Here is a 616-nt window from a genome sequence, read left to right as displayed (position 1 = left end):
CGCCAAACACTCTGCTATTCTAAGTCTACAGAAATGTTAGGATACTCTATTCGTTTATTAATTCATTATCTGAAGTTTCAAGAAGTGCCTATTCCTTACTGATTCATAGCTTAATTCAGCAACGCCAAAACCTCCAACCTAGCTACTCAAGTTTAGACTAATTTGAGCAAGAGTCAGTACAAAAAAACTGCTTGAGCAGAAAAAACGGGAAATCAAGTAAGATTACTAAATTTCCCGAAAATGACTTTGAAAAACTTGCAAGAATTTCGAGAAGCGGCCTATAAACTATTAGGAACAGGCAAAGACACGGTAATGGACTTGATGGACGCAGTGTTAGTAACCCGAAGTGTCCATTCCTTTGCGGAACTGTCCATGTCACCGGTGTTTCGGAGAAAATGGCCGTCATTGTAGGAAGCGCTTCCTACATTGCTCTCCTCAGCGTCGTGGATTGATGAAATTGTACATCAAGGAGCTGCCAAAAAACGAAGGTATAATCTTAGCAGGCGACCATACAGCCTATCCAAGATTGTATGCTGATACCCTGAAAGACCGAACCTTTGAGCATGGGGCAAAAGTAATTAGCGGCAAGCCAATCACAGGGTGGGCATGGGTACAG

Annotated in this window: 1 protein-coding gene and 1 pseudogene; both read left to right on the top strand. The window is 42.2% G+C overall.

All coding sequences use genetic code 11. From position 1 onward, the window contains the following. A pseudogene (locus MiAbW_RS19225) lies at positions 1 to 102 on the top strand (IS1 family transposase); the annotation flags it as partial. 138 nt (positions 103 to 240) lie between these two features. Continuing rightward, positions 241 to 411: a hypothetical protein gene (locus MiAbW_RS19735; RefSeq protein ID WP_181014233.1), complete on the top strand. Its 171-nt coding sequence runs from the start codon at positions 241 to 243 to the stop codon at positions 409 to 411. Positions 412 to 616 lie beyond the last annotated feature (205 nt).

The organism is Microcystis aeruginosa NIES-4325 (assembly GCF_008974145.1).
Classification (GTDB): Bacteria; Cyanobacteriota; Cyanobacteriia; order Cyanobacteriales; family Microcystaceae; genus Microcystis; species Microcystis aeruginosa_G.
This window is presented reverse-complemented; position numbering and strand designations above follow the sequence as displayed.